Genomic DNA, 25457 nt, shown 5'->3' with positions numbered 1-25457 from the left:
TTTTTTGAAAATCTCAGAACTTGAAAGAATTGAAGGTTTTCGGGTCTATGCTGTGGGTGATGAATCCCAAGTGATCACGGGGCTGTATTGCAGTGATCTGCTCAGCTGGGTTATGGCCAAGGGCAAAGCGGGCAATGCGTGGATTACGGTCCAGACGCATCAGAATGTCCTCGCAGTGGCTTCTTTGCTTGAATTTTCATGCATTATCCTTCCGGATGGATTGACCATGGATCAGGCAGTGCTCGACAAAGCTGTTGAAGAAAACATCGCGGTTGTGGGGTCGGACCTGGATGCTTACGGCATCTTTCAGGTGCTTTACGAAGCCGGTCTAAGATAATGCTGCTGTACTATGACCTGCACATGCATACGTGCTTGTCGCCGTGCGGTGAAGAAGAGATGACGCCGAACAACGTCGTCAACATGGCCATGATCAAAGGCCTCGACATTTTGGCAATCGCGGATCACAACCACTGTGGCAACGTGCGCTCGGCTATGGCAGTCGCTGCTAAGCGCGACATGCTGCTGGTGCCGGCTATGGAGCTCCAGACTCTGGAAGATGTTCATGTGCTCTGCCTGTTTAGGCGGGTGGAGGATTTGGAAGCGTTTTTTGAAATCGTAGACGGTGCCATGCTGAAATTGCCAAATCGCCCTGAGCGCTTCGGACATCAGCTGCTCATGGACGATCAGGATGAGCCGGTGGGAGAAGTGGTCCATACCTTGATCACTTCCTGTCAGCTCAGCCTCAGCGACGCCGTGGCACATGTCAGACGTTTGGGCGGCGTGCCCGTCCCGGCTCATGTGAACCGCAGCTCCAACAGTCTGTTGTCCAACCTCGGTTTTATACCGCCTGGGGAAGCCTTCACGACCCTGGAAATCACAGCAGGCTCGAAAGGGGATCAATTTCTGGAGGCACACCCTGAGCTGGCAGCATATAGAATATTGAGGAATTCGGATGCCCACCAACTGATTGACCTTTCAGAGAGAGAGAACGCCATTGATCTTCGAGAACGGACTTTGGACTGCCTGATCGACACCTTGTCAATCCCACTGATGAAAAAGGAGTAACGTTTATGCGAGAGCTTTCGCTGCACATTTTAGATATCGCGCAAAACTCAATAGTCGCAGAAGCGGCAACCCTCAGGATTGTCATTATTGAGGCGAGAAAAGAGGACCGGCTGACCATCAAGATTAAAGACGATGGCCGGGGGATGGATGAGGAAACGGTCCGCCGGGTTGTCGATCCGTTTTATACGACGAGAACCACACGCAAGGTTGGCCTTGGAATTCCTATGTTTAAACTGAGTGCGGAAGGCTGTGACGGTTCTTTTGAGTTGAAATCTGAGCTGGGTGTCGGCACTGAGCTGATCGCAAACTTCAGGCTCAGCCACATTGACCGGGTCCCATTGGGCAACCTGACGGACACCATAGTCACCATAGCTCTCGGAAGTCCGAAGACGGACCTCATTCTGACCCATTACGTGGATGACCAGAAATTTTCGCTCAGCACCAGAGAGATCAGACGGATGCTGGGGGATGACGTGCCTCTGGACAACATAGATGTGGTGCGCTGGCTTCGGGAATATGTCCACGAAAATATTGCGGCGATTGGGAGCGAGGCGGTTTATTGATGCTGAATCCGAGAGCCTTCAAGAAGGCGGGGTTCATCCTGATCCTGCTGACGATCCTCGTTGCAGTTGTCACATCCAGACTGGGGTTGTCCGGCTATGTTCGTCTTGCGCTGCTGACGTTTGGCTTTGGCGCAGGGTTTATCCTGATTGTGGTCGCGGGTGTCCTTCCCCCAGGAGAATAACTGATTTTTGCACATGGACGCCTTTGTACGGGGACATTTGTTCTTTTCGCTGGGGGCCATGATTAAAAATCATAATCGTTTATAAGAATGGATAAGAATTTTCAATGCCGGAAATCACGAGTTCCGGGTTATACTGTTAACAGGCGTCCGGCATTGGTGCCGGACGTTTTCTTTTTAGCAGGGGTGAGCATTGTATGAAATTCGACTTGCATATACATGAATCAAAGCATAGTAAGGACAGTCGGCTTGATCTCGAGCAAATCGTTCGGGAAGCAAAGGCGCAGGGACTGGATGGCATTGCGGTCACGGACCACGATGTTCTGGGGCTGCGTTCCCAGGCCAGATTTTTGAGTGCCCGCCATGAGTTGTTGATTTTTGTCGGTGTTGAGGTATCAACGTCACGGGGGGATATCCTTGTGTTTGGCGTGGATGAGCTTCCGCAGGCAGATAGAGACAACAAACTGGATCCTCAGTTCCTTATTGATTATGTCAATGAGCGCGGCGGAGCGACTATAGCTGCGCATCCGTTTCGTGATAACGGCCGGGGGCTGGGAAATGCTATTTTTGAACTGTCCGGACTAACGGCCATTGAAGGCTACAACGGGCGGACTTTTTTGAAGCACAATGCTCTGGCGGTTGAAGCGGCCTCTAAGCTCGGTATGCCTGTCACGGGCGGCAGCGATGCCCACAAGCCCGGTGAAGTAGGCGCTTATGCGACGCAAGTGGATGCAGCAGTGCATTCGGAGAGAGACTTGATACGCGCCCTGAAAATGGGTCAGTGTCAACCTGTTTCTCTGAGGTCGCTGCCTGTTCTGCCTGCTGCACAGTTGAACGAAGCTATTGCGGTGTAAGTAGTTTGAGCTTTGAACCCACTGATAAATAATTATAATGAGAAAAGGGACTGCTGGAGAATGATAAGTCATTCTTCAACAGTCCCTTTATTGCTGTGTGGCGGAAGCGGTCTCTCAGACACCGCCTCCCACCTCCGCTATGCGGTTAGGCGGCAGTTTCTTCTGTTAATTGGCAATAATGCTGGTCGCGTGTCCCATTGGGCAGACTTGACACCAGCTGCGGGGTTGATAGAAAATGCCAAGCGTGAGTCCAACAGCAAGGGATGCCGCCATAAAGCGAAACAGTGCCATGCCGATGGCTTGTATAGAGTCATGGTTATGGGAGAGTGAGATCGTGAGCATAATGACCATGAGACTTAAAAAAGCGTTTTTGAACGCGGAGGCACGCATGAAAGCCGGCAGTGAATTCCTCAAACTGATACGCTGAAGAAACCTTCCGAAGAGTGAGCCTCGAGGACAATAATGGGAGCAGTGAATTTAGGCTGTAAAATTCTCCTCACAGAAAGATCTTGACGAAATGTTAAAATGTGGTAATCTAATATTACATAAAAAAAGGAATAAAATGTAAAATTAAAATGAAGCAATGACATTGTCATCCCATCGAAAGCATCGAAAGCAGGTGATATTAATGACCAATTCTATCAATCCTCTACATAAAAGAATATTGACCGGAATTTCCGGGCAAAGGGGGATGCTGACGGTTGAGGCGGCGATCCTTGTTCCGGCAGCACTAATGCTGTCAATATTGATTATTATGGTGATGCTTTTTGAGTTCCAGTCGATCCTAATGGTGGCAGGCATGCACCAATACGGGACAATAGAAATGCATCAGGTGGAAACGCAGCGGTTAGACATGAAGCACGGACTTAAAGCAGCTGGATCCTATGAAATGAGTCAGTCATTTGAATTGAAAGGCGCAGCAGGCATTCGCACTTTAAAGCTGAATGCAATTTTGGATCCGGATCAACGCATGCTGAAGAAGCTGAGGCCTATCAAAGGCCGGTCTTTTCACCTCAGACTTCCGGTGAATCTGTTGGTCTATTCAATGTATCAACTACAACCTGACATGAATTCGGGGGAGTGAGGCGATTTCGGATAGGTTTAACTGATCATCCAAGCATAAATGGGGGAAGGGCATGGACAACGCTCAAATACAAAATCACAAGGTGAGTCTGAACTATCAAATCAGGCAGCGCTGCGTTCCAGCTATTTCATTAGGGGATAATGGATCCGTGACATTGTTTGTGCTGCTGATGACTATGACCCTCATCATGCTTTTCGCAGCATTGGTTTCCTTTGGGACTAAACAGACGAGGCATGCGGAAATGCTCAGGACGCTGGAGCTGGCGGGACAGTCGATTCTTCATACCTACGACCGGCGTCTATTGGAGGCCTACAGTTTGTTGGCGGTGGATCTTGAATTTGTGGAACCATCGGCCTACTTCTCTGGGCCTTCCGGACCGAACCTGAGCTGGAAACGGCCGGAGAGAACGTGGGAATTTGAGCCGCGCCGCAGCCTTGATCAGCCTGCGTATTTTATGGAGGCAGTCAGGCAGGCGGTTGCAGCGGGGGTTGCGGATGAGGTGCTGAACAGATTTGCTGGAGGACTTTCGGCGGTTCCGGTGTTGGGAAACGGCGACGAGGGGCCTGTGGAGAAAAATGCTTCAGGTGCCTTATTTGAGGCGCATTTGAGTGGCGCAAGGGAGGAGAGACCCGAAACTGTTGACGGTGATCAGGCAGAAGAGTCCAATGGGGCAGCGGATTTGACGGAAGCGACGCAGGAGGATCGAGAACTCGCAGCTAAAGGGATCCAGTGGATCCGGCAAATTGGAAAGACTGTAGAAACCGGAGGGACTCAAGATCCTTATGATCATGACCGGGATCGAGATCAGGCTCAGGCCCAGGCCCAGGACAAAACCCTGGAGACGGAAGTACAGGCTAAGCTGATCAGCCGCGCTTACCTTGGTCCAAGAGCGGCTTTGTCGCCTTCAGACCGTGTGCCGTTCCTTTTCTATGTCGCGCGCCACTTCAGACATTGGGTGGCTGACAGCCGGGCTGCCTTTTACATCGCAACGCCCCAGCCGTCATACTTCAAGGCTGAGCTGGAGTATATCCTATATGGTTATGATGAAGAGGCCTTCAATAAGGCCAGAGCATTTTCAGAGGTTTTTTTAATGCGTCTCGCGGGTAATATGTCCCACGTCTCTGCCTGCAGAGAAAAGCAGGAATTAATCGGAGCTGTGGCGGGGGCGGTTAATGCTGTCACGGGTGTTCCGGCTCCGATTACCTCATCGGCACTCGTTCTGACCTGGGGCGCGGCAGAGAGCAGGAGTGATTTAAAGCGGCTGCTAAACGGCGAAGCGCTGCCCTGGGTGCATTTCACGGATGAAGCTTGGCGCACCGGATTTGGTGATGGCGGCGACGAGGCGGCGGCTGCCACTCATGACGCGCTGAAGCGAGATGACCTGACCATGGCGGACTATGGGGACCACTTAATCGCTCTGCTTGCGGCAAGAGCAACAACGAGTCATGTACTGCGCGTTATGGACTTGATTTCGATTGGGGATGGTGAGGAAGGGATCGACCTCAGTCGCAGGGCGACGAGGTTTGCCATTCATGTTGAACCGGATGGCGGGCTTCCGGGGGTGATATGGGAAGATGGCTATGGATTGGATTAAGGGCTGGCGTGACCGGAGGTCAGACTGTTGGGTTAACCGCGGACTTAACCGCAGAGGTGTGCTGACGGTTGAAGCCGCCATTGCGATCCCCCTGCTGCTGATGATGGGTTTGGGACTCGCCCAGTATTTGGGACACCTCAGAGCGGTGGAGGTTACGCGGCAGGCGTTTCATAACACCTGCCTGCAGATTTCAGTTCAGGATCCGGCGACGCTGCATTCGCCAGTGGGAACGAGTCTGGCCATGGCCGCCAACCTGGTGGCGGTTGAGGATCGCAAAGTGGACATTCAATATCTTTACCTTCGCGAGGATGACAACGGGAATTTTGTGGCTAAGCTCTATTGGGTCCGCAGGGTTCCGATTATTGGCTGTGTGGTGACCAGCTTTGAAAAGACGGGGCGTTCAATTTACAGGGCGAATGACAGTCCGGGTGAGGGTGAAAATGGCGTTAAGGAATCTTCGGTGGTCTTTGTCACCAACACCGGATCGAAATACCATAAAGCAGACTGCTTTCATCTCAGAAAGTCCAGTCGTGAAATACTGCAAGACGAGGCAGAGCTTCAAGGTTACGAGGCCTGCGCGCATTGTGTATTGGAGGTGCCGCTGTTTGAAAAAAAATAAGGATTCTTTCCCGGTGAACCAACCTGCGCCTATCCCGGAAGATATCGCGAAAGGAAGCAGCTGCAGCGTATACTGCGTACGCAGCCTGGAAGGGCGCGGCAAGCGCTGCATTAAACGGTATGAAAAGCCGGTGAGTGAGGCTTATCTCAAATTGCTGGATTTGATGCGGGCGCCAAGAGGTATGAATGTGCCGGTAGTCTTTCATTGGTCGGTTTCGGGACATCTCAGGGAGGAACTCCTGGTTGAAGAGGAGTGGATTGAGGGCATGACCCTGAGGATGCTTATGTCCGCGACACCTCACAAGGCTGTGCTGAATGCCATGAAGTGGTCGATTCAGCTCGCGACAACCCTAAGCCGTCTTCATGGGGTTTATGGTTTTATTCACCATGATCTCAAACCTGAGAACGTTATCATTGACCTCTTTGAAGACGCTGTACTGATTGATTTCGACTCAGCCAGGCCATTGGTAACGGGAGGGCAAAAGGGCCCGGCTCTAAAAGCGGATGCAGACAGGGTAGGCGAACGCACTGCGATTAAAGGCACCAAAGGCTATGCTCCGCCTGAAGCAAAGCTGTTTCCGGCAAGCTGTGATGCTGCGGTGGATCTATATAGTTTCGGGCGGATGTTTTTGGAGATCGCGGCGCTTGAGCCTCACAGCTTCAGCCCTGGGTTCTATGACGTGATGCGCCGGTGCACACGAATCGAGTCAGTGTCGAGAATGGAAAGTGCTGCTGGGCTGCGTGAAGCGTTGATCAATCTGGTGGGTGAAGGGTAGACTCAGATTACAAAAAATCAATATTTAGAGCCGTATAAAATTATTGCGACGTATAAATTATTTGTATATAATGAAAGCGAAAATAAGCGATGGTCGTCCGCATTAAACGTATGAACTATGAGGAGGATATTATGGATCCCAGAATTGATCAACTGGCCAAAAATCTTGTGCAGTATTCCTGCAAGGTACAACCTGGAGAAAAGGTGATGATCCAAAGCGTAGGAGAAAGTCCAAAGCCTTTGGTCAGAGCCTTGGTTCGAGAGGTTTACGCAGCAGGCGGACATCCTTTTGTGGAACTCAAGGATCCTGTGCTCACCCGTGAGATAGTCATGCAGGGCGACGAAACGCTCTACAAACTTTGGGAAGAGGTCGATCTCTATAAAATGCGCCAGATGGATGCCTATATTGGGATCTCCGGCTCGGACAACGTGAATGAAATGGCAGATGTGCCGAGTGCGAAAATGCGCCTCTATATGGAAAAATATCTCTCAAATCTGACCAATGAACGCGTCAATAATACCAAATGGGTCGTACTGCGTTATCCGAACAGCTCAATGGCCCAACTCGCCTCAACGAGCCTGGAGCAATTCGAAGCATTTTATTTCGACGTCTGCAATCTCGATTATGGGAAGATGTCTAAAGCGATGGATGCTTTGGTTGAACGGCTTGATAAGACCCGTGAGATCAGAATTGCAGGGCAGGGGACGGATTTGTCATTTTCTATAGGCGAAATCCCTGTTATCAAATGTGCCGGCGAAAATAACATTCCGGACGGCGAGGTCTTTACGGCACCTGTAAAAGACTCAGTCAACGGCGTCATATCCTACAATTGTCCTGCGGTGTACAACGGCTTCACTTATGAAAACATTGTCCTAAGATTTGAAAACGGGAAAATTGTCGAGGCGACCGCCAACGACACCGAAAAAATCAATCAGGTCTTCGATACGGATGAAGGCGCCCGCTATGTGGGAGAATTCGCGATCGGGGTCAATCCGTATATCCTCAAACCTATGAAAGATACGCTGTTTGACGAAAAGATCATGGGCAGCTTCCACTTTACACCGGGCAGGGCTTATGAGGACGCCTCCAACGGCAATGCCTCCGCCATTCACTGGGATTTGGTCTGCATTCAAACCCCTGAATATGGCGGCGGGGAAATGTATTTCGACGGCGAGCTGGTTCGCAAAGATGGCCGTTTCATTGCAGCGGATTTGGAAGTGCTGAATCCTGAGAATTTGAAGTAAATTTTGTCACGCGGTAACGAATCATATGACGGATGCTCTGGTTAACGGGGCATCCGTTTTTGGTTTATTGTGGAAATAGCTGGTGAAAATAGATGGAAGAAGGTGCCTGACACCAATTTCCACTTCGCTGGGTTTCAACTTCCAGCCCACGCCGATGGTTGGATATGATACAATAAGATTTAAGATTGTTCATAGCGTGTCTTTCGGAGGGTCAAAATGTATAAATCGCTGCTGACGACATTTTTTAAAATTGGATTATTCACCTTTGGCGGCGGTTATGCCATGATCCCCCTGATCGAGGAGGAAATCGTCCGGAAAAAGGCATGGATGACAGATGAAGAGATTCTGGATATCATCAGTGTCGCTCAGAGCCTTCCGGGTCCAATCGCCGTCAATATGGCTGCTTTTATTGGATACAGACTCAGAAATCTGCGTGGCGCGCTCATGGCCTCCCTGGGCGTTATTCTGCCGTCTTTTCTGATCATTGTGATCATAGCGCACTTGTTGATTAAAGCGAACATCGCTGACAAGATCGAACCGATCTTCAGCGGGCTGATGCCTGCCATAGCGGTTATGATCCTGATCTCGGCCTACCGGCTTGGAAAAAAGGTATGGTGGACAAAGCAGAACAAGGTTATATTCGGTCTTGCTGCCGTTTTGCTGATTGTTGTCGGCGTTCATCCAATTCTCGTCATCGCCGGCGGGATAGCTGTGGGACTGTTTTTCAACCGCATATTTCAGCCTTTTGACAGCGCGCCTGCTGTTGTAAGCACTGCCGAAAGCCATGGCGGTGTCCTGGGTGTTGAAGACAGGGGGGACAGCAAATGAACCTGCCTCTGATTTTGCAAATGACGCTGACTTTTTTAAAAATTGGCGCCTTCAGCTTTGGCGGTGGATACGCCATCCTGCCTGTGATCCGGCATGAGGTAGTCGGAATCCACCACTGGCTGACAGATCGTGAATTTCTTAATATTTTATCCATCTCACAGGTCACACCGGGGCCGGTCGCCATCAATACCTCGACTTATGTCGGCTATAAAATGGGCGGCCTGCCTGGATCCGTGGCCGCAACCATTTCGGTGGTCGTAGCCTGCATCACCTTGTCGGTTCTGCTGGCAGGGCGGCTCTATCCCTACAGAGAGCACCGCCTGATTCGAAGTGTTTTCGGCGCCCTTCGGCCCATTGTGATCGCGCTGATTCTCAGCGCGGCGGTTTCAACGGGAATGACGGTGGACTGGGATTGGCGTTCTGTGACCATCGGCGTAATAGCTTTTCTGCTGTTGACTCGTTTGAAGGTCAAAGTCACGTGGGTGATGGGCATTTCAGGGCTGCTCGGGGCCGTGTTTTACGGACTGATGGGCTAAGTGTTGGAGGCGTGGTGTATGAAACGTTGGGTGATGGTGATTATGATCTTGCTGCTCTTGGTGTCATCCTCGGCAGCGGGTTACTGGTATTTCAAATACAATGAGCTTTCCGGACGCTATGCGGAGACGTTCTATCGTTCCCTTGTGACGGTGGACGATCAAGTCATTCCGAGCGGCATGACCTACTTGGAGCATGAGGGACGGCTGTTCCTGGATATTAGAATCGTGCAGGGCTGGCTGGATGAGGGTGCTTATGTCAGCCCCTCCGGCGAACGCCTTTACATGAAATTTGACGCGCTCGGGTTCAAGTCGGGGGATCCGGCGACGGACATTTTTCTGGGCAAATCCCTGGAGACACTGAGTCTTCCAATCTATGCGGTGGAAGATCAGAACTACGTCGAGCTCGAAGCGTTGTCGCGGCTGTTCCGGATGTACTGGACCCGCAATCTCGAAACGGGGATTATCAACATTGTGACTCATCGCGCTGAAGTGGTAAATGTGAAGATGGCGAAGAAAACCTTTGCGACTCTGGATGGCGTGAAAACCTTTGAACTTACGTCGGACAAGTACCTGACCGCTGTGAAGTCTGATGACGGGCGTTTAAGTGTGTTTCATCCGGACGGACGAATTGGGCTTGTCGATGCCGCTATGGCAGCGAGCGTTATGGAGGCGAATGTTCTGCCACAGGTGGTGCCGCCAGGTGACCGAACGATGCCTGAAAGAATCGTTGCGGCCTGGGACCAGGTACACCGCTATGACCACAATTTCAACTTCAATGCGGCCGATGGTTCCGGTGTCGGCAATGTGATCATGCCGACCTGGTTCGACCTGAATGTCGACGGCATTGTGCTGAATCTGTCAGATATGGCTTATGTTCTCAGTGCCCAAGAGGCGGGCTGGCAGGTCTGGGGACTGTATGCCAATCATTTCAGTCCGGCGTGGACGTCTGAAATGATGCGGAGTGAAGCTTTGACGGATCGGACCATTGCGCATGTGGTAGCCTATTCGGTGGCATTCGGGCTGGATGGGATCAACATTGACTTTGAAAATATGTATCTGAAGGATCAGGACCATTTCACGGCCTATGTGGAAAAACTGTCTGATGCACTCAAGCGGGTAGGGAAGTGGGTTTCCGTTGACGTCACTGTACCGGAAGGGAGCGACCAATGGTCCAAGGTCTACGACCGCGAGGCGCTGTCCGGCGTGGTCGATTATATGTTCTTGATGGCTTACGACGAACACTGGGCGTCCAGCTCAAAGGCGGGTTCTGTGGCTTCCCGCGACTGGGTCGTGACGGGCATTGAAAAAAGTCTGGCGCTGATCCCGCGGGAGAAGCTGATCCTGGGCATGCCGCTGTACACCCGTGTTTGGGAAGAGGCGGGCACTTCGAAGAAGGTGAGCTCTTCAACCTTGAGTTACCTGAGGTCGGAGGACTGGCTGAAGGATAAAAATTTAACGCCGGTGTATGATCCGAAGACGGGTCAGAACGTAGTGGAATATCTCGATGGCTCATCAAAATTTAAAGTTTGGCTGGAAGATGAAACCTCTTTGAGGATGAGGCTTGATTTAATGGAACAATACAATCTTCCGGGGCTGGGTTTTTGGTCTGTGGATTTTGCAAGTGAAGAGGTATGGGAGATTATTAAAAGCCGATGAAGGGTATAATAAGAAGGTCAACGACACGCGACTGAAATCACGGCAGTAATGAACGACGACTGGGCTGACGCCCTGATGAAGAATTGGATGAGGTGATCCTGTGGACTTTTATGAGATGCTTGGACGATATTATGATGTGATCTTCCCTACCAATGAGAAGCATTTAACTTACCTAAAAAGCATGCTGCCTGAGCGTGGCCGGGTGCTGGATGTGGGCTGTGCAACGGGTACTTATGCGATTCCCCTCTCAAGACTTGGATATGATGTCTGTGCGTTTGACACCGACTCGCCTATGGTCGAGCAGCTGGTCTCGAAAACGGAAAATGATGATAAGCCTCCCAGAGCGTTGGTTTATGATATGCGACGCTTGTCGGGTCTGAATGTCGGTGCTTTTGACTTGATTTATTCTATAGGAAACACAATAGTTCATCTGGATACGTTGGACGAGGTCGGTCAACTGATGAAGGATTGCTACGAAAAATTGAATGACGGGGGCTCTATTGTCATTCAAACGGTCAATTATGATCGCGTACTCGATCGCAATGAACTCTCGCTGCCGTTGATTGACCGCCAGGAAGGCCGCATGCGATTCCACAGGTCTTATGAAATTAAAGACTCGCGTATTGTCTTTAACGGGCGGCTGGAAATTGAAGGTGAAGGAAAACTTGAAGCCTCGACGATTCTGCTGCCGATTGTCTCAAAGGATCTTGTTCGCGCCCTCGAAGCGGCTGGATTCAGGAGTATCAAACTCTTTGGCAGTTTTGACGGATCGGAGTACACCTTAGAGAGTCCTGCCATAGTCGCTGTTGCAACTCGATGAAATTGGGCTGAAAGTGATAGAATTAAATAACTATACAAGTTATGCAGTTGCCGCCTTCGGTTTCGAAGGCGGCGTTTTATTTTATAAAATATATGTCGTGGGTTGCGAACTTGCAAAAATGAAATGAAAATGCAGGATTTCGGTTTTGTACTTGTAAAAAAACATTACAAAATGGCTAAAATAGAGAAAAAAGGGGTTGTAAAATGAAAGTTGGGTGACTATAATATTCATTAATAGCTCGGAATTTATTAATGAGATTTATAAAGCGGCTGCAGGACGGTCAGCTAAAAAATAGCTTGGTTTGCAGGAATATGCAGGTTGGGATTCATATCCGGAAATGGATTCAAGTCTGAATTGATTTGATTTCGAAAAGAAGCGGTTCGCCATAAAGGGACGAATGGCTTGTAAGCCGGTGAATGCAAGGGTTTAAGAGACGCAGGAAAACAGGGTGAGTATAAACAGTCATAATTGTGAATAATAAAACTTAATCAAGAATGACTTGTCGGCAATCTTTGTTTAGATAATAGAAAAATATATTTCATTTATTTTTATAAAATGAAAGTTACAAAATGAAAACTTGCAGAAAAAGATAAAAAATATAAAAAGATATGAAAAAAGGTATTGCAAAATGAAAGATCATCTCTTATAATAATCACAAGAGGTTAAGCGATACATAAAAAACTTAAGGAGGATATTATGGACAAATACTTAAGCAAAGATCAATGGAATGTGGAAGTATGCAAACGCTGTGGAGATGAAAAGAAAGTAAACCGCTTCGGTGTATGCGAAACGTGCGATCATGAAATAGATAACGATTATGCAGGGATCTACGGCTACAAAGAGATGGAAAACTAAGAGATCATAATTAATAATTAGGAGGAAAATATTATGGAGAAGTATATAAGCAAAGATCAATGGACAGTAGAAACCTGCAAGCGCTGCGGAGATGAGAAGAAAGTCAATCGTTTTGGAGTTTGTGATTCATGTGAGCACGAAATCGATAATGATTATGCTGGTCTCTACGGTTACAAGGAGATGGAAAACTAAGATGATTCAGCCTGAGCCCAGAAACTGAGCGCCCTCGTCGAAATAAAAGTCGACCGGGGCGCATTTTTTTATTTTATAAAATGTATCTCCTGCAAAACAAGATTCTTTTTAGGATAAAAAATGCAAGTTTAACGTTATGTATTTGCAAAAAAACATAGAAAAATTGAGCTTTTGCCTAAAAAAGGGGTTGAAAAATGAAAGATTACCACATATAATAATCACAAAGAGAATAATTGTATACAATTATTCAATAAGGGAGGAAAACAATATGGAGAAGTACATCAGCAAAGATCAATGGAAAGTAGAAACTTGCAAGCGCTGTGGAGATGAAAAGAAAGTCAACCGTTTTGGTGTTTGTGACTCATGCGATCACGACATCGACAACGATTATGCTGGTCTCTACGGTTATAAGGAGATGGAAAACTAAAATGAGCCAATCCGGCCCCAGAAGTTAAACGCCTTTGTCACTTAACATGACAAAGGCGTTTAGTGTTTTTTGAAAAAGATTAGCCTTTGATTACGGCCAGGGTTTTCATTCTCTTGACGGGTTCGATCAGATCGAGTTCGTTGCTGATCACTACGGTTATGTCTTTGTAAGCCAGTCTGGACTCTTCGCTGAGATCCCCTTTTTTGATTTTTCCGAGGACAACTTTTTGGTGCTCTAAATCTTTCAGCGTCTCCTGTAGAGAATATCGCTTCTTGGCTTCATGACGGCTCATCTTGCGTCCGGCGCCGTGAGAACATGAGTTAAAGCTTTCCATGCTTCCTTTTCCGCGCACCAGATAGGAAAAGCTGCCCATGGCACCGGGGATTATGCCTGTTTCATCCTTCATAACTCGAATAGCACCTTTCCGGTGAACCCAGAGCATTTGATCATCATGGCGTTCATAACTGGCGTAATTATGATGACAATGATGGTGTGCCAGAATCTCCGGAGCATTCCCCTCCATTCGGGTTGCCAGTGCCTGGCTGACAATGCTTCTGACCCGTTCCATCATGACTTCGCGGTTTTCGTGGGCGAAGTCCAGGGCAAACTGCATCCAGCGGATGTAAGCCTGACCTTCCGGACTGTCAACAGGGAGATAGGCCAGATCCCACTTTGAGGGGATCGACGGCTGCAAGCGGCCGCTCAGGGATTTTGCCAGTGTGTTGAAATGGGTACATAACGTATGTCCCACATTTCTGGAACCCGAATGAACCATTAGGCAAAGATAGCCCTCATCATCTTCCTGAAGCTCAATAAAGTGGTTGCCTCCGCCTAAAGTCCCGACCTGAAAACATGCCCGCTCCAGCTCCTGAACTAAAGCCTGCTCAAATACTTGGAGTTTAATACCTGAGAGGATTTTCTCAAATCGGTTCGCAGCCTGACAAGGTTGTTTTTGCTTATGATGTTCAAAGCCTGTAGGGATCGCCCGCAGGATTTCGTTGACGATGACTTCCAAAAGACGAGTGCCTGCGGTGTCCTTAAAAACCTCGGCAACTTTGACGGAGGTTTGTTCAAATACTACACCACAGCCTATATCGACGCCGACCGCATTCGGAAGGATGACCTCCTGCGTTGCCAGTACGCCGCCAATAGGCATGCCATAGCCGCTGTGGGTATCAGGCATTAGGGCTATCCAGCCGTGGGCAAAGGGCAGGTTTGAAAGATTTCTGGCCTGTTCCAGACAGACGGGTTCCAATTCTGCGGCATTTTCGAGCCAGACTTTTATTGGAAGTTTTTGGCGGCTGGGGTCAAAAAGGGTGAACATGATATGCCTCCTTTGGGAATGCGAGAGATCTTTCCTCTAATCTTATCACAACCAACGCATGAAGGTCTGAATGGATGCGCTGATGAGAATCTTCGGGGATTTCTGATCCCTGACCTTCTGTAAGAAAGCCACAAATACGGCTGTATCGGGCAATGAGCTGTCCCTGGCGGTGAGCGCTTACAGGAGGGGACTTGAGCATTCGCGATTTAATTGGGTTTATACGGGGTATAATCAACTATGCGTCCGTCTTTGTCACTGTTATTGCTGATTTCTGGCATAGGCAGCGGTCGGGTGTAAATTTTTTCACTTCAAGTCGTTTAATAAAAAGCAAAAACACTCGACTTATAGTGAAGTTTTTACTATAATTGTCCCGGAAGATTAACTATTCAAAGGAGGTTGAAAAATGGCCAAGGCCCTTATCATCGGAGCTGGTGGTGTCGCCCAAGTCGTTGTTCACAAATGTTGTCAAAACCCTGACGTATTCGAGGAAATCTGCATAGCAAGCAGAACGAAGTCGAAATGCGACGCTTTAAAAGAGAAGCTCGACGGCGGAAAGACCAAAATCCAGACGGCTCAAGTTGACGCGGATAAAACTGAAGAAGTGATTGAGCTTATTAAACAGTTCGGTCCGGATATTGTTATCAACGTTGCACTGCCGTACCAGGATCTGACCATCATGGACGCATGTCTCGCTACGGGCGTCGACTACCTGGATACAGCGAACTATGAGCCGCTCGATACGGCGAAATTCGAATATAAATGGCAGTGGGCTTACAGAGAGCGTTTTGAAAAGGCTGGAATCACTGCACTGCTCGGCAGCGGCTTTGATCCGGGCGTTTCCGGCGTCTTCTGCGCTTACGCTCAGAAGCATTACTTTGACGAGATTCATACTATTGATATTCTGGATGCAAACGGCGGAGACCACGGCTATCCATTTGCCACGAACTTCAATCCGGAGATCAATATCCGCGAAATCACAGCGAATGGGCGTTATTGGGAGAAGGGCGAGTTCATCGAGACGCCGCCGCTCTCCGTCAAGAAGGTTTACAACTTTGACGGCATTGGGGAAAAGGACATCTATCTCCTTTATCATGAGGAACTTGAATCCCTTGCACTCAATATCAAGGGCATCAAGAAGATCCGTTTCTGGATGACGTTCTCACAAAACTACCTGACTCACCTCAAGGTTCTTGAAAATGTCGGCATGACGTCTATTGAGCCTATGATGTATGAAGGCAGAGAGATTGTGCCGCTTCAATTCCTGAAGGCGCTCCTTCCGGACCCTGCGTCCCTTGGACCAAGAACGAAGGGCAAGACGAACATCGGCTGCGTCATTCAAGGCGTCAAAGATGGTCAGCCGCGTACGTACTATGTCTACAACATGTGCGACCACCAGGAAGCTTACAAGGAAGTCGGCTCACAGGCCATTTCCTATACAACAGGCGTTCCTGCCATGATCGGTGCCATGATGATTCTGAAAGGGCTTTGGAAGAAGCCGGGCGTCTACAACGTCGAAGAGTTCGATCCGGATCCGTTCATGGAAGAGCTCAATAAGCAGGGGCTGCCATGGCATGAAAGCTTTGAGCCGGTCCTGCTCGACTGATCTTGACAGACTGACAGAGGTGCAGAGATTGAAAAATATTGATTTTAACAGCGTTCCAAGTCCGTGTTACGTGGTGGATGAGCGGCTTCTCAGAAGAAATCTGGAGATTCTGGATTCAGTGCAAAAGCGCACTGGCGCTTCAATTCTTCTGGCGCTGAAAGGCTTCTCCATGGCGTCCATGCTGCCCGTTGTCGGGGAATACTTGGCAGGGATCACAGCCAGCTCGCTTCATGAAGCGCGCCTTGGCCATGAGTACATGGGCAAGGAAGTCCACGCTTATGCGCCGGCTTTCATTGAACATGAATTCGAAGAACTGATGGGGTATTGCGACCATCTGGTCTTCAACTCCTTCGTTCAATGGGAGAAATACCGGGACAGAGTGAAAGCCTACCCTGGCAAGAAGATTGAATGTGGTCTTCGCGTCAACCCGGAGTACTCTGAAATTGAAGTAGAGCTTTACAATCCGTGCGCGCCAAACTCCCGGATGGGCATTACTCTAGACAATTTCCATCCTGAGATGCTGGAAGGCATTGATGGGCTTCATTTCCATACGCTTTGCGAGCAAAATTCGGACGCCCTCGCCAGAACTATTCCAGTTGTGGATGAGAAGTTCGGGCCTTACCTGTCGCAGATGAAATGGCTCAATTTTGGCGGGGGGCATCACATCACCCGCGAGGACTACGACATTGAGTCCCTGGTGGAGTCTATCCTGTTTATGAAAAACAAATACAACCTCAAGATTTATCTTGAGCCTGGAGAGGCCATTGCCCTCAATACGGGCTATCTGGTCTCCACGGTGCTGGACGTCACCAAGAACGGTATGGATTTGGCCATTCTCGATGCTTCGGCAGCGTGCCATATGCCGGATGTTCTTGAGATGCCGTATCGCCCGAATATCATTGGCGCGGGTAAACCGGGGGAGAAGCCTTTCACGTACCGTTTGGGCGGCAATACCTGCCTGTCCGGCGACGTGATTGGGGATTATTCTTTTGATGCGCCGCTGAAACCTGGAGACAGGCTGGTCTTTATGGACATGGCGCATTACACCATGGTCAAGAACAACACGTTTAATGGCGTCAACCTGCCGTCCATTGCGTCTTACAATGAGACTGACGGGATCAGGGTTCACAGGACCTTTGGGTTCGAGGACTACGTATCACGACTTTAGTAGCCCGGGCGGCTGGAAAGAATTAAATCAATAAATAAAGCGTTCTCTTTTCGGCGGGTGTGTTGGCCGGGAAGAGAACGCTTTTTGTGTTGCTGAAAGTGAATTTCTGACGATGTTTCGGGCGAGGAAGTTGTATAACGCCCAGATGACGCCGGTGCCAACGAGGTCAGGCTGTTTTATCTCAACCATCATACCAGAAAACGAATGAAAAAAGAGAAGGAAAATGGTATTGTGAACCATTTCTCCTTCTCTTTGTTAGCATAGAGGTTTGGATTATCTGTTGTTTGACACTGGGTGCTATGCCTGACAAGCCTCTTCATACTCTGAGACGAGCTCATCCATGACGGTCTGAACCGTCGAGATCTTATCCAGCATGAAGGCGTTGTGTCCTGCGAAGACCAGCCCTTTATCGACTTCGCCTGTGACGGCTTCAATCAGTTTTTTGGTGATGCAGAATGGCGTAGTGCCGGGATCGCAGTGACTGAGGCAGCGGGTGCAGGCTGTGACAGGAATGCGTCCGGCTTCAAGGCTGCGTGTCATGTCGTTGCGGATCGCGCGGCCGGGGAGTCCTACGGGGCTCTGAATAATGACCACGTCTTCTTCAGTAGCGTCCAAGTACATCTGCTTAAAGGCGTCGTCTGCGTCACATTCTTCCGTGGCGACGAATCGCGTGGAAATCTGAACGCCGGCAGCGCCAATATCCAAGGCCTTTTTAATGTCGGCGCCACTGAAAATGCCGCCTGCGGCGATGACCGGAATTGGTTTTTGATAACGGTCCGCAAAGGATTTAACGGCTGCCATTACTTCATCAACCAGAGTGTAGAGGTCTTTGGCAGTGCCTTCCAGTTCTTCCCGGGAGAAGCCGAGGTGACCGCCTGCGAGAGGGCCTTCCACGATGATGGCGTCCGGAACGACCTGATAGCGTCTGTCCCAAAGTTTGAGCAGCGTCTCTGCGGCTTTGCCGGAGGAGACAATGGGCGCAAACTTGGTTTTTGTGCCCTGAACAAACTCAGGGAGGTTCTTAGGCAGGCCCGCGCCGGAAATAACGAGATCAATGCCTTCTTTGACGGCTTCCTTTACAAAATCTGTATACTCTCGTGTTGCTGTCAGGAAGTTGATGCCGATGATCCCGTGTGGGCTCAGTTCTCTTGCTTTTCTGATTTCGTTGCGAATCCCTCTTAGGTTAGCTTCCAAAGGGTTAGTCCAAAAATCAGGCTCTTTGAACCCGGGCTGCGCACCGGAAATAACACCGACGCCTCCTGCGTTCGCGACGGCAGCCGCCAGTCTGGACATGGAAACGCCAATGCCCATACCGCCCTGAATTACAGGCAGGCGTGCTTCGAGATCCCCAATTTTCAGGGTTGGCAGATTCAATACAATCACACTCCTTATAAAAAAAGGACCAGCGGTTGCCGACCCTACATGTAGACGATTTCAGTTTCCAACTCTAAATATAGGATAAAAGTCGCTAAAAGTCAATGATAGATATTAGTATCTGGTAATAAATCGGAAAATAAAACCCGTGGGAACCTTTAATGATCAAGGTTTCCACGGGTGATCCGGCCACATTTTTCTGGAGCTTCATGATGTTTTTCTCCGGCGTGCATAAGTTCTGACATATTTACCCAATGTGGAGGAGACAATAAGCCCACTGGCGATAGCGACCGCAATCATGAACGACTCTGAGCCTTTGGAAACTGCTTCGGTGAAATTCTGCAGCATGATCGACTCCATAGTGTAGAAAATCCCATACCCGGGCACGAAAGGGATGATGCCCGGAATGATGAAGATGGTGGCGGGTTTCCGGAAATGGTTTGCGAGGAGTTCACCAATCAGACCAACAGTGACTGCGCCCGCAAAGTTTGCGATAATGGTGGTGCCGCCGAGCTGCATGATGAGCGTATAAAGCATCCAGCCCAGCGCCCCGTTTAAGCTGGCTGTGATGAGATGCCGCCTCGGAATGTTGAAGATGACCGCGAAGCCCAAGGTGGCCAGGAAGGAAGTCAAACCGCTGGTGAACAGTGTCATGGCATCAACCCCCCAAGCAGTAATCTCGCTGCGTTCAGCGTGACGGCGACACCCAGGACCAGAGCGACCGAAATGACAATGGCCTCGGAGGTTCGCGACATCCCTGAAACGTAGTCACCGGAAATGGAATCTCTGACGGCGTTCGTGATGGCGACACCCGGAACCATGGTCATGATGGCGCCAATGATTATGATGTTCATATCCACCTGAATCCCCAGAAGGACGCATAACACCGAAAACGCGATAGACGCGGCCGCTGCAACTACACCGCCGAAGATATTGCGCATAAACAGGCTCGCGTCGAGGGCGAAAAGGAACTCCGTGACCGCGGTTGTGATGACAGAAGCGATCATAGCGCCTCCAAACTCGATCAGCCCGCCATTATACATCAGAGTGAAGAAGCTGCTGCCTACTCCAGCGAACAAAAGTCTGGTCCACAAATTATACTGTGAGGATTTTTTAATGTCGTTCAGCTTGATCTTAGCTTCGGCAACTGTCATGTCGCTGGCTGAGAACTCCCGGCTTAACTCATTCACCCTGGTGATTCTCATCAGGTCAATCCCGATGCGCTTATTTCTTTCTATGTGGCTATAAAGCTCATTCTCATATTCGATCGATAAAAAGATGGCCGTAGGAATCACGAATGCCTGTACATTGCTGACCCCCCGAGAGCTGAGAATATGTTCAACGGTACTTTCAGCCCGGTAGGTCTCCGCACCGTTCTCAAGCAGGACTCGACCCGCCAAAGAAGCAAAAAGAAGCAACTCATTAATTTCATAACGTTCCAAAGCGGGCACCTCCTCAGAAAATTTTTTAATATGTTCGTGTTTTAGCGCCGCCTCTTTTGAAACTTCTGAGCTGCTTTGTTTGAGGCGCTGCGCCAGTATGTACCAGGGTTCGAAGTGTGATAAACTGTAGTTATCAGATCGACATCCGGAAGGCCCGCATGGCAGACTCCAAACACCACTGCGTTAACCCCATTATGTCATGATTGGTTTAGCGGATGCAATAGTCAGTTAACAGCACAAGTCATTTCAAGAAAGGCGGTTTGGCCGATGGTTCCCAATCCCTCACCGAAGCAAAAGCGCATCTTTGGTCTTGAAAGAAACATCTTTTTTATTGGACTCACCAGCTTTCTTACGGATACGACAACCAAGATGATCTATGCGGTCATGCCGCTGTTCTTGCTGTCCTTGGGCGCCACCAAAACCGAATTGTCGCTTATTGAAGGGATCGCAGAGAGCACTGCGTCTGTCCTGAAAGCGCTGTCAGGCTGGTGGAGTGACAAAATCAGAAAAAACAAACCCTTTATGTTTGTGGGTTATTTGCTGACTGCGATCTTATCCCCGCTTTTCGCCTTTGCAGCCTCACCTGTTCAAGTGCTTGGCATCCGCTTTGCCGAACGTGTTGGCAAGGGCATTCGCACTGCCCCGAGAGATAGTCTGATCGCAGCCTCAACAGAAGAAGGCGGGAGGGGAAAGGGCTTCGGCTTTCACAAAGCCATGGACAACAGCGGCGCGATCCTTGGTCCGCTTCTTGCGGCAGGGGTGCTGCTTCTGTTTCCAGGGGATTATCGTAAAGTCTTCATATTCGCCGCAATTCCAGCGGCCTTTGGCGTTGTCTCTATTCTGGTCTTCGTCAAGGAGAGAAAGCAGACGGAAGCGCATACGCTGGGAAAGATCCAACTTCGGGATTTTTCGGGTCGCTATTACGCGTTTTTGGGAATTGTGTTCCTATTCACTCTTGGAAATTCAACGGATGCTCTGCTTCTCGTCAAAGCGGGCGATCTGGGTGTGCGGGCGGCGTGGATCCCAATGCTCTATCTCGTCTTTAACAGCGTATCGGTGCTCTTTTCGGTACCGGCCGGGATGCTCTCAGACCGGATCGGCAGAGAGCGTTTGATTATTGCCGGTTATTTGCTTTATGCGGGGATTTATTTTGGATTTGGCCAGGTGGTCAAACTTCCTTCGGTCGTAATGCTTTTTGCGCTCTATGGACTGTATAGCGCCTTAACGGATGGGACACAAAAGGCGCTGGTCTCAGATCTTGTCAGACAAGACGTACGCGGGACTGGTCTGGGACTTTACAACAGTCTGGTTGGGATCACGCTGCTGCCGGCCAGTCTGATCGCGGGTCTTCTCTATGACCGCGTGGACAATCAGGCGCCGTTTTATTTTGGTGCAGGTATGGCACTGCTGTCAGCGTTGCTCATGATAGGGTTTTACGTGTGGTTCAGCCCTGAGAAGAACAGAAGAAACGCGCTTTAAGTCGAAAGTTGTCCTTGCAGCAGTCGTTTAAGAGGTAAACGTCGACTTAGAAAAAACTTTACATTCGAAATTTCTGTGATAAAATTTCCTTGGATGGCAGCCCTCGTGCGCCATACCCTTTGTGAATGACCAGAAATGCCGGAAAGACCTCAAAACTGCTCAGAGCCAGCGCGGCCAGAGACAGACATCGTGATTCAATCGCCTTTTTTGGCGTGCGGCTCGTCCTGTTCTGGGGCGGGTCATTTTTGTGTTTTTGGGTAAGAATGATTCAAAGAAAAAACTCGGTGTCAGCGGCTTTTGGCCTATCGACCCCCAGTTTCGACTTTAAGAAAGGATGAGAGTCCTCATGAGGATCGGAATTATAGGCGCAGGCAAGGTTGGAACGTCCTTCGGTCTTTTTTTGAAGGACCGGGGTGAGACCATCACAGGCTATGTCAGCAGAACTTACGACTCTGCCTGCGAAGCCGCTGCGCTTACGGGCAGCAAAGCTTTCCAGGATCCATTAGAACTAATCCGGAACTCGGAGCTCATTTTTCTCACGGTCGTGGACGATCAAATAGAGCCCCTGGCAGCGGTGCTGGCGTCAAAACTTGCCGAAAACATCCCGCGGCCCGATCCTGGGGATCAACGCCATCCTATCTTCGTTCATATGAGCGGTGCCCACAGTATCTTGGCCCTTGAACCGCTTGCGGCTGCCGGTTTTGAAACGGCGTCTCTGCATCCGCTGCAGTCGGTGTCTGAAATTGAGCAGGCCAGAAATGCTTTTGGCGACACATTGTTTACAGTGGAAATGATGCTGGGAGGCGGCTTTGAGGGTTGGCTGGCGACCATCGGCATAAGCTTTGTAAGGATTGAGGCGGAAAACAAAGCGCTGTACCACGTCGGGGCGGTATTTGCCTCAAATTTTGTCGTGACGGTGTTGGATGCGGCGATTCAGCTGTTTGAACAGGTTGGATTCTCTGAGGAAGAGGCCAGACGAGGGCTGATGCCGCTGGTGTACGGTAGTGTGGACAATGTGGCGCGCTCAGGCGCGGAGAAGGCACTGACGGGGCCTGTCGCCAGAGGGGATGTCGCCACGGTGGCTAAGCATCTGGAGGCGCTGGAGGCCTTGGAGGCCCTAGAAGACCTGGACAGCGGAGCCTTGCCTGAAGCGGCGGCGCTCTATAAGTCCCTTTCCGGGGCAACGCTCTCACTGGCAATGAGATACAAACTGACCAAGGATCCTGGGGCAGCGGCCGAGCTTAAGGCCTTGCTCGCAAAGGAGGACGCTAAGCATGAAAGATAAAAAATTTACAGTCCGAGATTTCAAAGCGTTTAAAGCCCGCGGCGAGAAAATCGCCATGCTGACGGCCTATGATTACAGCATGGCCAAACTGCTGGATGATGCCGGCGTAGACAGCTTGCTGGTCGGGGACTCCCTGGGCATGACCATGCTGGGCTATGAAAATACGCTGCAGGTGACCATGGAGGACATGATCCATCACACCAAGGCCGTGCGGAGAGGGACGAAAAATGCCTTTCTCATTGCGGACATGCCGTTTCTCTCGTATCACATCACAATTGAAGAGGCGGTCCGGAATGCCGGGCGCTTTGTTCGGGAGGCGCTCACGGACGCGGTGAAGGTCGAGGGCGGCGTCGAGATGGCGGAGACCATCAAGGCTATTGTCAGGGCGCAGATTCCGGTCGTCGCGCATATTGGTCTGACGCCGCAGTCGGTGAACGTCTTTGGCGGGTTCAAGGTCCAGGGCAAGAGCCTGGATCAGGCGAAAAAGCTGATTGAGGACGCGCTGGCGGTACAGGAAGCCGGGGCGTGCGCAATTGTGCTTGAATGCATCCCGGCGAAGCTGGCGAAGGTGATCAGTGAAAAGCTTGAAATTCCAACGATTGGCATTGGCGCCGGCCCGGACTGCGACGGTCAGGTGCTGGTCATCCAGGACATGATCGGGATGTTCAAGACCTTTACGCCGAAGTTTGTGAAGCAGTTCGCCAGCGTCGGCGAGCAGATTGAGGCGGCGGCCGAAACCTATATCCGCGAGATCAACAGCGGCGCGTTTCCGGGGCCGGAGCACACCTTCGGCATTGACGACGAAGTGCTTGAGAAGCTTTACTAACAAAGCCAAAGGCTTTTAGCCGATGGCAGCGGTTCTCAAAAGTTGAAGCAAGTTGAAATCCAGGTCTGATGGGCCTTGTAAATTGGAGGAATGCCAACATGGAAGTGGTTAAAAACCCCCGCGCCTTGACGCAAACGCTGAAAGCGCTGAAAAAAGAAGGTAAATCTGTAGGGCTGGTGCCTACTATGGGCTACCTGCACGAAGGTCATTTGTCCCTGGTGCGGGAGGCGCGCCGGAATAATGACATCGTTGTCGTCAGCATTTTTGTGAATCCGACACAATTTGGACCTAATGAGGATCTGGCCAGCTATCCCCGTGACTTTGAGCGGGATTCGGCGCTGCTGGACCATGAAGGTGTGGATTTTATCTTCGCGCCTGAGGCGGAAGACATGTATCCGGCCGGCTATGCCACCTACGTGGATGTGGAGGGCGAATTGACCGGCAGGCTCTGCGGCGCCAGCAGACCGGGACATTTTCGCGGCGTCGCGACGGTGGTCAGCAAATTGTTTAATATAGTCGCGCCGGATCGCGCTTATTTTGGAATCAAGGATGCCCAGCAAGTCGCGGTCATCCGTCGCATGGGACTGGACCTCAATTTCGATCTTGAAATTGTGGCGTGCCCAATCGTGAGAGAAGCCGATGGACTTGCGCTCAGCTCCCGAAATGTCTACCTGACCGAGTCTGAACGGACGGACGCGCTGGTGCTGTCTCAAAGCCTCTTCATGGCCAAGGATTTGATTGGGGCGGGAGAACGAAGTGCTGAGGCTGTTCGCAGGGCAATAGCGAATCGCATAGGGACTGTGTCTTCTGCTGTGATCGACTATATCGAGATTGTGGATGCTATGACCTTGGCGCCGCTAGAGGTCTTGTCCGGGAAAATCCTGATTGCACTGGCGGTCAAGGTAGGAAAACCAAGGTTGATTGACAACCTTCAGATTGAGGTGAATTAAGATGATGCTCAATATGTTCAAAGCAAAAATTCACAGGGCAACGGTCACGGAGGCCAACCTGAATTATGTTGGCAGTATCACCATAGATAAGCTGCTGCTCGACGCTTCCGGTATTTTGCCCGGTGAGCGGGTTCAAATTGTCAATAACAATAACGGCGCACGCCTGGAGACTTATGTCATAGAGGGCGAGGCGGGCTCCGGTGTCATTTGTCTGAATGGTGCCGCTGCAAGACACGTCCATGTAGGCGATAATGTTATCATAATTGCTTATTGCTGGATTGACGCAGAGGAAGCGAAGACTTTTAAGCCTTCTGTTGTCTTTGTTAACGACAAGAATGCTATCAGTGAAATCACGGATCATGAGACGCATGGAGAAATTATGTGAAGCTTGTGACGTGCACAAAGAAAAGTGGTTCCATCCGGCGGAGAGCTTGCTCGCTGAAGGGTGGGACCACTTTTCTTTGTATAGGGCGCAGCCCGATACCGAAGCGCAGCCTGCGGCCACACGGAGTGTGGCTGTGGGCGGAGCGAGGTGCACGTCGGTTGTGCGAGGCAGTAAAATACAGAACAGAGGAACAGCCCATGGAAGAGAGCTTGCTCGCTGAAGGGTGGGACCACTTTTCTTTGTATAGGGCGCAGCCCGATACCGAAGCGCAGCCTGCGGCCACACGGAGTGTGGCTGTGGGCGGAGCGAGGTGCACGTCGGTTGTGCGAG

29 protein-coding genes are annotated in these 25457 nt (G+C 50.2%); 25 read left to right on the top strand and 4 right to left on the bottom strand.

Annotated features, from left to right (window positions below; genetic code table 11):
* Positions 1–4 precede the first annotated feature (4 nt).
* The 18 genes from OEL90_RS06610 to OEL90_RS06525 all read left to right on the top strand — a co-directional run bounded on the left by OEL90_RS06610 (position 5) and on the right by OEL90_RS06525 (position 13291).
* Positions 5–337 (top strand): AraC family transcriptional regulator, encoded by a 333-nt coding sequence (locus OEL90_RS06610; RefSeq protein WP_291403869.1) that lies wholly within the window; start codon positions 5–7, stop codon positions 335–337.
* Entirely contained in the window at positions 337–1065 is a 729-nt protein-coding gene (locus OEL90_RS06605; protein WP_291403867.1) for a phosphoesterase, read from the top strand. The genes OEL90_RS06610 and OEL90_RS06605 overlap by 1 nt, the downstream gene beginning before the upstream one ends.
* A gap of 5 nt (positions 1066–1070) precedes the next feature.
* Complete coding sequence (locus tag OEL90_RS06600; protein WP_291403865.1) at positions 1071–1628, top strand: ATP-binding protein; 558 nt, start codon at positions 1071–1073, stop codon at positions 1626–1628.
* Positions 1628–1810, top strand: coding sequence for a hypothetical protein (locus OEL90_RS06595; RefSeq protein WP_291403863.1), 183 nt, complete (start codon positions 1628–1630; stop codon positions 1808–1810). The genes OEL90_RS06600 and OEL90_RS06595 overlap by 1 nt, the downstream gene beginning before the upstream one ends.
* Positions 1811–2004: 194 nt before the next feature.
* Complete coding sequence (locus OEL90_RS06590; protein WP_291403861.1) at positions 2005–2661, top strand: PHP domain-containing protein; 657 nt, start codon at positions 2005–2007, stop codon at positions 2659–2661.
* Between the two features lie 235 nt (positions 2662–2896).
* Entirely contained in the window at positions 2897–3088 is a 192-nt protein-coding gene (locus OEL90_RS06585) for a hypothetical protein (protein WP_291403859.1), read from the top strand.
* A 201-nt stretch (positions 3089–3289) separates the two neighbouring features.
* On the top strand, positions 3290–3745 hold the full coding sequence (locus OEL90_RS06580) for a hypothetical protein (protein ID WP_291403858.1): 456 nt from the start codon (positions 3290–3292) through the stop codon (positions 3743–3745).
* 52 nt (positions 3746–3797) lie between these two features.
* A complete protein-coding gene (locus tag OEL90_RS06575; protein WP_291403855.1) occupies positions 3798–5339 on the top strand; it encodes a DUF5702 domain-containing protein in 1542 nt (513 codons plus the stop codon).
* The gene (locus OEL90_RS06570; protein WP_291403853.1) at positions 5326–5958 is read left to right on the top strand and encodes a hypothetical protein; all 633 of its coding nucleotides are present in this window, start codon (positions 5326–5328) and stop codon (positions 5956–5958) included. Before OEL90_RS06575 ends, OEL90_RS06570 begins: the two co-directional genes overlap by 14 nt.
* The gene (locus OEL90_RS06565; RefSeq protein ID WP_291403851.1) at positions 5945–6733 is read left to right on the top strand and encodes a protein kinase domain-containing protein; all 789 of its coding nucleotides are present in this window, start codon (positions 5945–5947) and stop codon (positions 6731–6733) included. The genes OEL90_RS06570 and OEL90_RS06565 overlap by 14 nt, the downstream gene beginning before the upstream one ends.
* A 131-nt stretch (positions 6734–6864) precedes the next feature.
* The gene (locus OEL90_RS06560) at positions 6865–7977 is read left to right on the top strand and encodes an aminopeptidase (RefSeq protein ID WP_307730893.1); all 1113 of its coding nucleotides are present in this window, start codon (positions 6865–6867) and stop codon (positions 7975–7977) included.
* 216 nt (positions 7978–8193) lie between these two features.
* A complete protein-coding gene (locus tag OEL90_RS06555) occupies positions 8194–8805 on the top strand; it encodes a chromate transporter (protein WP_300687617.1) in 612 nt (203 codons plus the stop codon).
* Positions 8802–9341 carry a chromate transporter gene (locus OEL90_RS06550; RefSeq protein WP_291403847.1) on the top strand — a complete coding sequence of 180 codons (540 nt, stop codon included), beginning with the start codon at positions 8802–8804 and terminating at the stop codon, positions 9339–9341. Before OEL90_RS06555 ends, OEL90_RS06550 begins: the two co-directional genes overlap by 4 nt.
* Positions 9342–9359: 18 nt before the next feature.
* Positions 9360–10997 (top strand): glycosyl hydrolase family 18 protein, encoded by a 1638-nt coding sequence (locus tag OEL90_RS06545; RefSeq protein WP_291403846.1) that lies wholly within the window; start codon positions 9360–9362, stop codon positions 10995–10997.
* A 100-nt stretch (positions 10998–11097) separates the two neighbouring features.
* Positions 11098–11817 carry a class I SAM-dependent methyltransferase gene (locus OEL90_RS06540; protein ID WP_291403844.1) on the top strand — a complete coding sequence of 240 codons (720 nt, stop codon included), beginning with the start codon at positions 11098–11100 and terminating at the stop codon, positions 11815–11817.
* A gap of 696 nt (positions 11818–12513) precedes the next feature.
* Positions 12514–12672 (top strand): hypothetical protein, encoded by a 159-nt coding sequence (locus tag OEL90_RS06535; RefSeq protein WP_291403842.1) that lies wholly within the window; start codon positions 12514–12516, stop codon positions 12670–12672.
* Between the two features lie 33 nt (positions 12673–12705).
* Complete coding sequence (locus OEL90_RS06530) at positions 12706–12864, top strand: hypothetical protein (protein ID WP_291403840.1); 159 nt, start codon at positions 12706–12708, stop codon at positions 12862–12864.
* Between the two features lie 268 nt (positions 12865–13132).
* Complete coding sequence (locus tag OEL90_RS06525) at positions 13133–13291, top strand: hypothetical protein (protein ID WP_291403838.1); 159 nt, start codon at positions 13133–13135, stop codon at positions 13289–13291.
* Between the two features lie 79 nt (positions 13292–13370).
* Here OEL90_RS06525 and OEL90_RS06520 read toward each other — a convergent pair whose 3' ends face one another.
* On the bottom strand, positions 13371–14615 hold the full coding sequence (locus OEL90_RS06520) for an RtcB family protein (protein ID WP_300687613.1): 1245 nt from the start codon (positions 14613–14615) through the stop codon (positions 13371–13373).
* Positions 14616–15018: 403 nt separating this feature from the next.
* On the opposite strand from OEL90_RS06520, the gene OEL90_RS06515 reads away from it, so the two are divergent.
* Together OEL90_RS06515 and nspC are read left to right on the top strand one after the other, a co-directional pair.
* Positions 15019–16218, top strand: a complete 1200-nt coding sequence (locus tag OEL90_RS06515) for a saccharopine dehydrogenase family protein (RefSeq protein WP_291403835.1) — start codon at positions 15019–15021, stop codon at positions 16216–16218.
* On the top strand, positions 16187–17386 hold the full coding sequence (gene nspC / locus OEL90_RS06510) for a carboxynorspermidine decarboxylase (protein ID WP_300687611.1): 1200 nt from the start codon (positions 16187–16189) through the stop codon (positions 17384–17386). The genes OEL90_RS06515 and nspC overlap by 32 nt, the downstream gene beginning before the upstream one ends.
* A 297-nt stretch (positions 17387–17683) precedes the next feature.
* Here the strand turns inward: nspC and OEL90_RS06505 are convergent, their stop codons facing one another.
* From OEL90_RS06505 to OEL90_RS06495, 3 genes are all read right to left on the bottom strand, one after another.
* Entirely contained in the window at positions 17684–18760 is a 1077-nt protein-coding gene (locus OEL90_RS06505) for an NAD(P)H-dependent flavin oxidoreductase (RefSeq protein ID WP_300687609.1), read from the bottom strand.
* 207 nt (positions 18761–18967) lie between these two features.
* On the bottom strand, positions 18968–19414 hold the full coding sequence (locus tag OEL90_RS06500) for a threonine/serine exporter family protein (RefSeq protein ID WP_291403827.1): 447 nt from the start codon (positions 19412–19414) through the stop codon (positions 18968–18970).
* Positions 19411–20202, bottom strand: coding sequence for a threonine/serine exporter family protein (locus OEL90_RS06495; RefSeq protein WP_291403825.1), 792 nt, complete (start codon positions 20200–20202; stop codon positions 19411–19413). Before OEL90_RS06495 ends, OEL90_RS06500 begins: the two co-directional genes overlap by 4 nt.
* 267 nt (positions 20203–20469) lie before the next feature.
* Between OEL90_RS06495 and OEL90_RS06490 the strand changes: the two genes are divergently transcribed.
* The 5 genes from OEL90_RS06490 (at position 20470) to panD (ending at position 25127) form a co-directional block, all read left to right on the top strand.
* Entirely contained in the window at positions 20470–21681 is a 1212-nt protein-coding gene (locus OEL90_RS06490) for an MFS transporter (RefSeq protein ID WP_300687606.1), read from the top strand.
* Positions 21682–22027: 346 nt separating this feature from the next.
* The gene (locus OEL90_RS06485; protein ID WP_291403822.1) at positions 22028–22966 is read left to right on the top strand and encodes a Rossmann-like and DUF2520 domain-containing protein; all 939 of its coding nucleotides are present in this window, start codon (positions 22028–22030) and stop codon (positions 22964–22966) included.
* Positions 22956–23792 (top strand): 3-methyl-2-oxobutanoate hydroxymethyltransferase, encoded by an 837-nt coding sequence (gene panB / locus OEL90_RS06480; RefSeq protein ID WP_291403820.1) that lies wholly within the window; start codon positions 22956–22958, stop codon positions 23790–23792. Before OEL90_RS06485 ends, panB begins: the two co-directional genes overlap by 11 nt.
* Positions 23793–23890: 98 nt before the next feature.
* Positions 23891–24742 carry a pantoate--beta-alanine ligase gene (gene panC / locus OEL90_RS06475; protein WP_300687605.1) on the top strand — a complete coding sequence of 284 codons (852 nt, stop codon included), beginning with the start codon at positions 23891–23893 and terminating at the stop codon, positions 24740–24742.
* Between the two features lies 1 nt (position 24743).
* A complete protein-coding gene (panD, locus tag OEL90_RS06470) occupies positions 24744–25127 on the top strand; it encodes an aspartate 1-decarboxylase (RefSeq protein ID WP_300687604.1) in 384 nt (127 codons plus the stop codon).
* Positions 25128–25457: the final 330 nt, after the last annotated feature.

Origin of the sequence: Acidaminobacter sp. (assembly GCF_030247605.1) — a bacterium.
Taxonomy (GTDB): domain Bacteria; phylum Bacillota; class Clostridia; order Peptostreptococcales; family Acidaminobacteraceae; genus Acidaminobacter.
The sequence above is the reverse complement of the archived record's forward strand: the minus strand, read 5'-3'. Positions and strand labels throughout refer to the sequence as shown.

Coding starts and splice junctions, on each gene's coding strand:
- OEL90_RS06500 (WP_291403827.1), bottom strand. CDS start 19,414: ATGACACTGTTCACCAGCGGTTTGACTTCCTTCCTGGCCACCTTGGGC.
- OEL90_RS06520 (WP_300687613.1), bottom strand. CDS start 14,615: ATGTTCACCCTTTTTGACCCCAGCCGCCAAAAACTTCCAATAAAAGTC.
- OEL90_RS06525 (WP_291403838.1), top strand. CDS start 13,133: ATGGAGAAGTACATCAGCAAAGATCAATGGAAAGTAGAAACTTGCAAG.
- OEL90_RS06585 (WP_291403859.1), top strand. CDS start 2,897: ATGCCAAGCGTGAGTCCAACAGCAAGGGATGCCGCCATAAAGCGAAAC.
- OEL90_RS06570 (WP_291403853.1), top strand. CDS start 5,326: ATGGATTGGATTAAGGGCTGGCGTGACCGGAGGTCAGACTGTTGGGTT.
- OEL90_RS06535 (WP_291403842.1), top strand. CDS start 12,514: ATGGACAAATACTTAAGCAAAGATCAATGGAATGTGGAAGTATGCAAA.
- OEL90_RS06490 (WP_300687606.1), top strand. CDS start 20,470: ATGGTTCCCAATCCCTCACCGAAGCAAAAGCGCATCTTTGGTCTTGAA.
- OEL90_RS06590 (WP_291403861.1), top strand. CDS start 2,005: ATGAAATTCGACTTGCATATACATGAATCAAAGCATAGTAAGGACAGT.
- OEL90_RS06555 (WP_300687617.1), top strand. CDS start 8,194: ATGTATAAATCGCTGCTGACGACATTTTTTAAAATTGGATTATTCACC.
- OEL90_RS06595 (WP_291403863.1), top strand. CDS start 1,628: ATGCTGAATCCGAGAGCCTTCAAGAAGGCGGGGTTCATCCTGATCCTG.
- panD (WP_300687604.1), top strand. CDS start 24,744: ATGATGCTCAATATGTTCAAAGCAAAAATTCACAGGGCAACGGTCACG.
- OEL90_RS06600 (WP_291403865.1), top strand. CDS start 1,071: ATGCGAGAGCTTTCGCTGCACATTTTAGATATCGCGCAAAACTCAATA.
- OEL90_RS06515 (WP_291403835.1), top strand. CDS start 15,019: ATGGCCAAGGCCCTTATCATCGGAGCTGGTGGTGTCGCCCAAGTCGTT.
- OEL90_RS06580 (WP_291403858.1), top strand. CDS start 3,290: ATGACCAATTCTATCAATCCTCTACATAAAAGAATATTGACCGGAATT.
- OEL90_RS06575 (WP_291403855.1), top strand. CDS start 3,798: ATGGACAACGCTCAAATACAAAATCACAAGGTGAGTCTGAACTATCAA.
- OEL90_RS06545 (WP_291403846.1), top strand. CDS start 9,360: ATGAAACGTTGGGTGATGGTGATTATGATCTTGCTGCTCTTGGTGTCA.
- OEL90_RS06530 (WP_291403840.1), top strand. CDS start 12,706: ATGGAGAAGTATATAAGCAAAGATCAATGGACAGTAGAAACCTGCAAG.
- OEL90_RS06550 (WP_291403847.1), top strand. CDS start 8,802: ATGAACCTGCCTCTGATTTTGCAAATGACGCTGACTTTTTTAAAAATT.
- OEL90_RS06605 (WP_291403867.1), top strand. CDS start 337: ATGCTGCTGTACTATGACCTGCACATGCATACGTGCTTGTCGCCGTGC.
- OEL90_RS06560 (WP_307730893.1), top strand. CDS start 6,865: ATGGATCCCAGAATTGATCAACTGGCCAAAAATCTTGTGCAGTATTCC.
- panC (WP_300687605.1), top strand. CDS start 23,891: ATGGAAGTGGTTAAAAACCCCCGCGCCTTGACGCAAACGCTGAAAGCG.
- OEL90_RS06485 (WP_291403822.1), top strand. CDS start 22,028: ATGAGGATCGGAATTATAGGCGCAGGCAAGGTTGGAACGTCCTTCGGT.
- panB (WP_291403820.1), top strand. CDS start 22,956: ATGAAAGATAAAAAATTTACAGTCCGAGATTTCAAAGCGTTTAAAGCC.
- nspC (WP_300687611.1), top strand. CDS start 16,187: ATGAAAGCTTTGAGCCGGTCCTGCTCGACTGATCTTGACAGACTGACA.